Annotated in this window: 6 protein-coding genes and 1 pseudogene; 2 read left to right on the top strand and 5 right to left on the bottom strand. The window is 70.4% G+C overall.

All coding sequences use genetic code 11. The annotated features are described in order from the left end of the window. From D7X55_RS44870 to ligA, 4 genes and pseudogenes are all read right to left on the bottom strand, one after another. Positions 1-800, bottom strand: a pseudogene (locus D7X55_RS44870) (ribonuclease G); the annotation flags it as partial. Positions 801-1,374: 574 nt separating this feature from the next. After that, positions 1,375-1,818 (bottom strand): DUF3052 family protein, encoded by a 444-nt coding sequence (locus D7X55_RS29650; RefSeq protein WP_014398919.1) that lies wholly within the window; start codon positions 1,816-1,818, stop codon positions 1,375-1,377. After that, complete coding sequence (locus D7X55_RS29655) at positions 1,815-2,105, bottom strand: acylphosphatase (RefSeq protein WP_120548812.1); 291 nt, start codon at positions 2,103-2,105, stop codon at positions 1,815-1,817. The genes D7X55_RS29650 and D7X55_RS29655 overlap by 4 nt, the downstream gene beginning before the upstream one ends. A 10-nt stretch (positions 2,106-2,115) precedes the next feature. Beyond that, positions 2,116-4,140 (bottom strand): NAD-dependent DNA ligase LigA, encoded by a 2,025-nt coding sequence (gene ligA, locus D7X55_RS29660; protein ID WP_121724825.1) that lies wholly within the window; start codon positions 4,138-4,140, stop codon positions 2,116-2,118. A 495-nt stretch (positions 4,141-4,635) separates the two neighbouring features. On the opposite strand from ligA, the gene rho reads away from it, so the two are divergent. Further along, positions 4,636-6,249, top strand: coding sequence for a transcription termination factor Rho (gene rho / locus D7X55_RS29665; RefSeq protein ID WP_121724826.1), 1,614 nt, complete (start codon positions 4,636-4,638; stop codon positions 6,247-6,249). Between the two features lie 26 nt (positions 6,250-6,275). Beyond that, positions 6,276-6,596 carry a hypothetical protein gene (locus D7X55_RS29670; protein WP_120548809.1) on the top strand — a complete coding sequence of 107 codons (321 nt, stop codon included), beginning with the start codon at positions 6,276-6,278 and terminating at the stop codon, positions 6,594-6,596. Positions 6,597-6,617: 21 nt separating this feature from the next. Here D7X55_RS29670 and D7X55_RS29675 read toward each other — a convergent pair. After that, positions 6,618-9,158: ATP-binding protein (locus tag D7X55_RS29675; protein ID WP_121724827.1), on the bottom strand; the 2,541-nt coding region annotated here is incomplete at its 5' end.

Consider the following 9,158-nt stretch of genomic DNA (forward strand, 5'->3'; position numbering starts at 1 on the left):
AGCTCGCCCAGGGCGGCCGCGTGCGGCGGCGGCTCGGCGGCGCTGCCCTCCGTCGCGGGCGCCACGGCGGACTCCGCCAGGGCGGTGGCGGTGGCGCTCTCCGCGGGCGTCTCCGCCACCAGCGCGGCGGCCTCCACCGGCTGCGCGCCGTTCTCCGTCAGCGGCACCGCCACGGCGGCGGTGGACACCTCGACAGGGGCCTCCTGCGTGGCGCCCTCCGCCGGGGTCTGCGCGATGAGCGCGGGCTCGGCCGGCTCGGAAGCAGCAGGAGCCGCCTCCACCGGGGCCGGGGCGGCCTCCACGGCCGGCTTCACCGCTTCAACAGAGGCTTCAACAGAAGCCTCTGGCGCGGCGGCCTGGCCCTGGACGTCCAGGGCCAGCGCGCCGTCGTGGGCCAGCACCGGCTCCGGCGTGGCCGCGGGGGCCTCCGTGCCGGCGGGCAGGGCGTGCGTGGCGTCCGGGACGACGGCGGCCGCGAGCTCCACGGCGTCGGCCTCGGACTCCGTGGGGACCTCCGGGGCGTCCTCGTGCTCGCCCTCGGTCAGCTCGAACTGCGCCCGGGCGAAGTCCGGGTCGTAGACGACGTCGCTGACATACAGGAAGGCGGCCTTCTCCAACCCGATGTCGACAAAAGCCGCCTGCATGCCCGGGAGCACCCGGACGACGCGGCCCTTGTAGATGTTTCCGACGACGCCCTTGTCCTTCTTACGCTCGAGGTAGAACTCCGCGATATGGCCGCCCTCGACGAGGGCCACCCGGGTCTCCCGACCCGCGGCATTGATGACGAGCACACTGCTCATGGATGAATCCTGGAAGCGCGCGCGGTAGGGGGGACCTCACCGGACGGGAGGCGGCGAGACGCCACACCTCCGAGCACGCTGCGAGGGGAGAGGCGGCCAGCGGCCCTCCGGCGTGTGGACGCCTTCCGGAGGACCCGGAGGGAGAACGCATCACCTGGGTGGGGGCCGAGGACATCGCCGCCTGCTCCTCCGAGTTCATGTCGCCCCGCATTGCGACCGGCACCGTGCCGGGCGGGGCTGCTTCTCTTCACGCGCTCGAGGCTTCCACCACGCCCGTGCTGTCCGCCCCCTCTTCCACACCCGGTCGGTGCCCGTCATGTGGGCCACCTTGGGGGGGCGTCTGGGGGCCCCGGAGCAGCAGGGGCATCCGAAGGAAACCGGAAGCGCAACCCGTCGAAATTCCTGCCTGGGCGTGATGTCCCGCCAACGCGGGGCGTCACACAACTGCCCAGAAACACGGAGAGTTTTCCACGCCCCTCCAGGTGTGTAAAGGCCCGATGCGCCCGTTCATCCACTGTCGGGCAGATGGAGGGCGGCCCGCCCGGCGGGTCGCCGGACGCTCGGAAACGGACGTTCAGGCCTGGGCGGGGGCCTGCTTGCGGCCTTCCGGCTTGTCCAGCTTGCCTCGCGGACGGCGCACCAGCCTGAGGCCCGTCCAGGTCTCGTCGATGATGCAGATCTTGTTGTCCACGAGGCCGATGTCGAGCGCCGCCTGGCGCACGAAGTCCTCCGACAGGCGCGTCTTCACGCCCTCGCCGGCGGGCCAGCAGACCCAGATGCCGCCATTCAGGGTGGTGGCGCGCGACAGCGCGGGCAGCCGCTGCACCAGCTCCGTGGCGTCGGAGGTGAAGAAGAGGATGACGTCCAGCCCCGTCTGGGCCGTGACGAGGAACTCCACCCCGTCCGGCAGCGGGTTGAGCTTCTGCACGAAGCCCCGCGGGGGGTTGATGACGGAAACCTTGGTGCCGGACCGGATGCCCAGCATGGCCGGCAGGGAAGCCAGCGCGTAGGGCGTCATGATGTGCGCTCCACGGTGAAGGTGCGGAATTCGCCAGTGGCCTGACCGTCCGTGCGCGCCACGTCCGTGACGCGCGCCAGGCGGGGACCCGTGTGACACCAGCGGATGAAGTCTTCCAGCGCGCCCGGTTCGCCTTCCACCGTGGCCTCCACGGAGCCGTCGCCCCGGTTGCGCACCCAGCCGGACAGGCCAAGGCGCAGCGCCTCCTGGCGGGCGCTCTCCCGGTAGGAGACGCCCTGGACCGTGCCCTGGATGCGCAGGGTCACCCGGTGGCGCTGCGTGTTCATGCCTCTGGCCTCATGCTCTGACGTCCCCTTCTAGCAGCTTCAGGAACGCCTGCTCATCCAGGATTCTTACGCCCAATTCCTGCGCCTTCTTCAGCTTGGTGCCCGCGTCCTCGCCGGCCACGACGAAATCGGTCTTGCGCGAGACACTTCCGGAGACCTTGCCCCCGCGCCGTTCGATTTCCTCCTTGGCCTGCTCGCGCGCAAGCCGCTCCATGGTGCCGGTCAGCACCACCGTCTTGCCCACGAAGGGGCCGCCCGTGGCGACCGCCGGGGGGGCCGGGCGCACACCCGCGTCCAGCAGGGCCTGGATGGCGGCCTGGTTCTGGGGCTCCTGGAAGAAGGTGTGGATGACCTGCGCCATCACCGGGCCCACGTCCTTCACCCGGCTGATGTCCTCCAGGCTGGCCGTGAAGAGCGACTTCACGTCCGGGAAGGCCTCCGCCAGGGCGCGCGCCGTGGAGTCCCCCACGTGGCGGATGCCCAGCGAATACAGGAAGCGGCGCTGGGTGGTGGCCTTGCTGCCCTCGATGGAGGCCAGCAGGTTGTCCGCGCTCTTCTCCCCCATGCGCTCCAGCTTCAGCAGCGAGTCCCGGGTGAGCGCGAACAGGTCCGCGAACGCCTTCACCTGACCGGCCGTCACCAGCTGCGTGGCCAGCTTGTCCCCCAGGCCTTCGATATCCAGGGCGAGGCGGCTGGCGAAGTGGCGCACCTTCTCCACCAGCTGCGCGGGGCAGGACGCGCCCGTGCAGCGGATGATGGCGCCGTCCTCGTCCTTGGCCGCCACCGCGCCGCACACCGGGCAGTGGGTGGGGAAGGTGAAGGGCTGGGAGTCCTCCGGGCGCTTGGACAGCACCACGGAGACGATCTCCGGAATCACGTCGCCCGCGCGGCGCACGAAGACGGTGTCGCCCTTGCGCACGTTCTTGCGGCGCAGCTCGTCCTCGTTGTGCAGCGTGGCGCGCGACACCGTCACGCCGCCCACCTTCACCGGCTTCAGGTGCGCCACCGGCGTGAGCGCGCCCGTGCGGCCCACCTGGATGCCGATGTCCTCCACCGTGGTGGACTCCTCCTCCGGCGGGAACTTGTAGGCCACGGCCCAGCGCGGGCTCTTGGACACCTGGCCCAGGCGGCGGCGCAGGTCCTCGTCGTCCACCTTCACCACCATGCCGTCCACTTCGAAGGGCAGGGCGTGGCGGCCCTTGAGGGACTCGTCGTAGCGCTGGCGCACCCCTTCCGCCCCTTCCGCGGGCTGGTAGCGGTTGATGGGCAGGCCCAGCGTCTTCAGGTACTCCAGCTTCTCGATGTGACTCTTGAAGGCGGGCACGCCCTCGCCGGGCACGCATTCGTAGAGGTAGACGGACAGGGGCCGGGCGGCGGTCTCCCTGGGGTCCAGCTGGCGCAGGCTGCCCGCGGCGGCGTTGCGCGGGTTGGCGAAGAGGGATTCGCCGGCCTCCTCGCGCTTCTCGTTGAGCTTGCGGAAGTCCTCCTTGCGGATGAAGACCTCGCCGCGCACCTCCAGCCGCCTGGGCACCTTCACGCCGTCGTTCGGGAAGAGCTCCAGCGGCAGGCTCTTGATGGTGCGCAGGTTGCCCGTGACGTCCTCGCCCGTGGTGCCGTCGCCGCGGGTGGCGCCCTGCACGAAGCGGCCGTCCTCGAAGCGCAGGGAGATGGCCAGGCCGTCCAGCTTGGGCTCGCACACGTAGCCGACCTGCGTGAGGCCCGTCAGCTTGCGGATGCGCTCGTCGAACTCCACGAGCCCGGCGTCATCGAAGATGTTCGCCAGGGACAGCATCTGCGTGGTGTGCACCACCTGCCCGAAGTCCTCCACCGCCGCGCCGCCCACGCGCTGGGTGGGCGAGTCCGGCGTCACCAGCTGGGGGTACTTCTCCTCCAGCCCCTGGAGCTCCCGCATCAGCGTGTCGTATTGCGCGTCGCTGATCTCCGGCGCGTCCAGCACGTAGTAGCGGTGGTTGTGGTGGGCCAGCTCCTGACGGAGCGCTCGGGCACGGGCTTCGGCTTTCGGGAAGGTGTCCACGGGGTGTGTCCTTACCCCAATTCAGGGGCGCGGCCAGTTGCGCACGCCCCGCGTTGGAGGAGCACCACCATACCGGCACCACCTGACAGGGCCGCCTGGCACCTCGGGAAGGGGAACCCGGGGACGCGTGTTCACGCCAAGGAGGCGCATCCGCCACCCCATTAGGCCCGAATTTCAGCTACATAGCGGATTCCCTGTTGGCAATACCCCCGCCCTCCAGTGCAACCCCCTGAAAAACGGGACAGAGCCAGGCACGGATGCCTTGACAGCTCTGGGGGCGGTCAATAGTTTCCAGCGCGATTCCTGGCGCAGGGGTTCCCCCGGCGCCGACTCTTCCCAACCACAGGCCCACGCGCCCTCCGGTCCGTTCCCAGGACTTGGGTGGTGCTGCCCCCTGGAAGGTGCTTCCGAGCGCCGCGCGGACGGACCGCCGTCCCGCGTACAGCCTGCCCGAGCCTTCGGGCGATTCCCCCCACTTCCCGTCAGCAGAGCGTCATGGCCAAAGCCCGTTCCCCCCGAGAGAAGGTAGTCGAGCCCCAGTTCACCGACGAGAAGCCCCGCCGCAAGCGCGCGGCGGCGAAGGAGGTGGAGAAGCCCGCGCCCAAGTCTCGCCGTGCGCCCGCCCGCCGGGAGGAGGCTCCCGTCGAGGAGGCCGAGGCCCCCGAGGCCGCCGCGGAAGCGCCCCGTCCGGTGCTCACGCCCATCTCCCGTCCGGTGCGCGACGACGAGCTCCAGGAGCTGCGCGGCACGGAGGAGGAGGCGCCCGCCGAGGAGACCGCTCCGGCCGCCCCGCAGGAGTCCACGGAAGGCCCCGCCATCACGGAGGTCGAGCGTGACGGCGCCCCGATGCAGGTCATCAAGCTCAATGACCTGAAGCGGATGAAGATTGTCGACCTGGCGAAGATGGCCCACGACACGGGCATCGAGGGCTACCAGGGGCTGAAGAAGCAGGACCTCATCTTCGCGCTCTTGGGCGGCATCGCCGACAAGCGCTTCGAGGTCCACGCGGAGGGCGTACTGGAGCTCCTGAGCGACGGCTTCGGCTTCCTGCGCAGCGCGGACAGCGACTACCAGCCGTCCCCGGACGACATCTACGTGTCGCCGTCGCAGGTGCGCCGCTTCAACCTGCGGCCCGGCGATACCGTGACGGGCCCCATCCGCCAGCCCCGCGAGGGCGAGCGCTTCTTCGCGCTGCAGAAGGTGGACAAGGTCAACTTCGCGGACCCCATGTCGGACGCGGCGCGCGAGCGCATCCTGTTCGACAACCTCACGCCGCTCTATCCGACGCGCAAGCTCAAGCTGGAGCACGAGTCGTCGGAGATGACCACGCGCATCATCGACATGTTCTGCCCCATCGGCCTGGGCCAGCGCTGCCTCATCGTGGCGCCTCCGAAGGCCGGCAAGACGGTGCTGCTGCAGAACATCGCGCACGCCATCAGCCGCAACCACCCGGACGTCTACCTCATCGTGCTGCTCGTGGACGAGCGCCCGGAGGAGGTGACGGACATGGAGCGCAGCGTGCGCGGTGAGGTGGTGTCCTCCACCTTCGACGAGCCCGCCACGCGCCACGTGCAGGTGGCGGAGATGGTCATCGACAAGGCCAAGCGCCTGGTCGAGCAGAAGTACGACGTCTGCATCCTGCTGGACTCCATCACCCGTCTGGCGCGCGCCTACAACACGGTGGTGCCCGCGTCCGGAAAGATTCTCTCCGGCGGCGTGGACGCCAACGCGCTCCACAAGCCCAAGCGCTTCTTCGGCGCGGCCCGCAACATCGAGGAGGGCGGCAGCCTCACCATCATCGGCACGGCGCTCATCGACACCGGCAGCCGCATGGACGAAGTGATTTTCGAGGAGTTCAAGGGCACGGGTAACTCCGAAATCGTCCTGGACCGGAAGTTGATGGAGAAGCGCATCTTCCCAACGCTCGACATCAACAAATCCGGCACCCGCAAGGAGGAACTGCTCTTGTCTCAGGCGGACCTGGTGCGCATTACGGCGTTGCGCCAGGTGCTCCACCCGTTCACCCCCATCGACGCGATGGAGTTCGTGCTCAAGCACATGCGTCCGACGGCGGCGAACGCGGAGTTCCTGGGCTCGATGAACCGGTAGTCAGCTTCCGGCCCAAGGAGCCCCACATGCGTCGTACCCGCCTCCCGCGTCTTGTCGCCCGCGCTGTCGCGGGCCTCACCCTGGGGTTCCTGGCCGGGTGCGACCTCGGGGTGGAGGACCTGCCCATCGGAGACACCCCACCGGTGCTCTCCGACCAGGTCTGCTACGACGACTCGGACTGCGTCGCGAACGCGTGCTGTGGTGAGGGCACCGCCATCACCCACCGCGACGTGGGGCCCAGCTGCGCTGGCGTGCGGTGCGACGGGAGCTGTCCTCCCAACAGCGTGGACTGCGGCCGGTGCATCCCCACGTGCCGCAACGCGCGCTGCGCCGCCGCCTGCCAGTAGCAGGCGGCCGCTTCCTCCTCTTCAGCTGGCGAGCCCGCCGGCCATGTCCGCCGGCGGCTCCCTCAGGGGCAGCGTCACGCGGAAGGTGGTGCCGCCGCCCGGCGTATCCTCCACGTCGATGCGGCCCTGGTGCGCTTCCACCACCTGACGCGACACCCAGAGCCCCAGGCCCAGGCCGCCGTAGTTGTGCGTGGACACGGCGCGCTCGAAGCGCTCGAAGATGCGCTCGCGGTCCTCCGGCTTGATGCCGATGCCGTGGTCCACCACGGACAGGCGCACGTATTCGCCATCCGGCCGCAGGGTCACGTCCACCGGCCGGCCCCGGCCGAACTTCAGCGCGTTGGCGACCAGGTTGTGCACCACCTGCGAGATGCGTGACGGGTCGAAGGTGCCCATCACCGGGCCCTTCACGTCCACGGTGAGCGGCGTGCCGTCACGGCGTGCCTCTTCCTCCGCGAAGCGCGTCACCTCCACCAGCAGGTCGCCCAGGTCCACGTCCGTGCGAGTGAGCTTCATCCGGCCGCTGGTGATCTGCGACACGTCCATCAGCACGTCCACCAGCGACGCCAGCCGCCGGATGAACGCCCGGGCCTGCTTCAGACGCTCCAGCGCCTTGGCCGGCGCGTCCCGGCCCAGGCCCCGCTCCACCAGTTCCAGGTGCAGCTGGAAGGCGGCCAGCGGCGTGCGCAGTTCGTGCGCCGCCACGGAGAGGAAGTCGTCGCGGGCGCGCAGCGCCTCGGCCAGGCCTTCCGCGCGGGCGCGCTCGTCGGCCATCTCCCCGCGCATGCGCGCGAGCTTCAGGTTGGACGCGATTCGCGCGAGCAGCTCCCCCGCGGAGAAGGGCTTCACCAGGTAGTCATCCGCGCCGGACGTCAGGCCCTGCACCGTGGCCTCTTCACCGGCCTTCGCGGACAGCAGCAGGATGGGCAGCTCGCGCGTGGTGGGCGCGGCGCGCAGGGCCTTCAGGAGGCCCATGCCGTCCAGCTTCGGCATCATCACGTCGGACAGCACCAGGTCCGGCGGCCGGGCCAGCGCGGCCTCCAGCCCCTTCTGACCGTCCGTCGCCACCTCCACGTCGTACTCGGGGGAGAGCACGCGCTGGATGTAGTCGCGCATGTCCCGGTTGTCGTCCACCAGCAGGATGCGCGCGCGGGGCGCCGGCGCGTGGCCGTCCGCGGCCACGGGGTACGGGTGGTGCGAGGACTGCGTGCGGTCCTTGGGCTTGGAGGTGCTCCACAGCAGCGCCTCCTCGACGTAGGCGGACGTGGCCTCGCGCGCCGCGGAGCGCGGCCGGGCGTTGGTGCGGATGCGCTCCGGCGGCAGGTGCGCGTGGCCCAGCGGCAGCTCCACGGTGAAGACGCTGCCCTCGCCTTCGGTGCTGCGCGCGGACACGGAGCCGCCGTGCAGCCGCGCGAACTCCTGCACCAGCGCGAGCCCGATGCCGCTGCCCTCCATCGTGCGCGAGGGCGAGCCCGGCACGCGGTGGAAGCGCTCGAAGAGGCGGGGCAGCTCGTGCGCGGGGATGCCGGAGCCGGTGTCCTCCACCTCCAGCGACACCCGCTGCCCGTTCTCCCTCAGCCGCAGCGTGACGCCGCCCTGGAGCGTGAACTTGAAGGCGTTGGAGACCAGGTTGAGGACGATCTGCTCCCACAGGTCCGGCGCCACGTAGACGGGCTGGGACAAAGGAGGGCAGTCCACCGTGAGCTTGAGCCCCGCGCGCTCCATGGCGGAGCGGAAGCTGGCCGCCGCGTCCGTCGTCAGCGCGGCCAGGTCCGCGGGCACGAAGCGCTCCTCCTGGGGGCCGGCCTCCAGCTTGGACAGGTCCAAGAGCGCGTTCACCAGCTTGAGCAGGCGCCCGGCGTTGCGGTGCACCCGCTCCATCTCCTTGCGGACCTCGTCCGACAGCGGGCCCGCGCGTCCGGCGAGCAGGTCCTCCGTGGGGCCCAGCATCAGCGTCAGCGGCGTGCGGAACTCGTGGCTGACGTTGGCGAAGAACTCGGACTTGAGCCGGTCCAGCTCGCCCAGTTGCTCGTTCGCCACGCGCAGCTGCTGGTTGGCCTCTTGAATCTGCTGGGCGCGCCGGAAGATTTCGCCCTCCATCTCGTCCGCGCGGGCGCGCAGCTCCGCGTGCTGCCGGCTCTGCTCCTCGTCCAGGTGCTTCAGGCGGATGAAGTCGGTGACGTCCTCCACGCGGTGGATGATGTGGCGGACCGCGCCGTCCTCGCCGAACACCGGGGTGTTCAGCGGGCTCCAGTAGCGCAGCTCGAACCCGCCGCCGGCTTCCTGGGGGCGCGGGATGTCGTACTTCTGGACCGCCATCGCGTCCGGGGCGCCCGTCCTCACCGCGCGCTCCAGCGACGCGCGCAGGTTGGCCACCCCGGTGGCCTGCAGGTCCTGGGGGTTGTCCGGGAAGACGTCGAAGAGGTTGCGGCCCAGGATGTCCTCGCGCCGCGTCCGCGTGGCGCGCAGGTACGCGTCCGTCACCGCGACGATGACGAACTCCGGCGTCAACACCAGGTACGGGTTGGGCGCGGCTTCGAACAGGCTCCGGTAGTCCGGGGT

This window comes from Corallococcus sp. AB049A (genome assembly GCF_003668885.1).
Classification (GTDB): domain Bacteria; phylum Myxococcota; class Myxococcia; order Myxococcales; family Myxococcaceae; genus Corallococcus; species Corallococcus interemptor.

What these genes read in the sequence shown, in the direction of transcription:
- D7X55_RS29655 (WP_120548812.1), bottom strand. Translation starts at nt 2,105, where the DNA reads ATGAACACGCAGCGCCACCGGGTGACCCTGCGCATCCAGGGCACGGTC.
- D7X55_RS29650 (WP_014398919.1), bottom strand. Translation starts at nt 1,818, where the DNA reads ATGACGCCCTACGCGCTGGCTTCCCTGCCGGCCATGCTGGGCATCCGG.
- rho (WP_121724826.1), top strand. Translation starts at nt 4,636, where the DNA reads ATGGCCAAAGCCCGTTCCCCCCGAGAGAAGGTAGTCGAGCCCCAGTTC.
- D7X55_RS29670 (WP_120548809.1), top strand. Translation starts at nt 6,276, where the DNA reads ATGCGTCGTACCCGCCTCCCGCGTCTTGTCGCCCGCGCTGTCGCGGGC.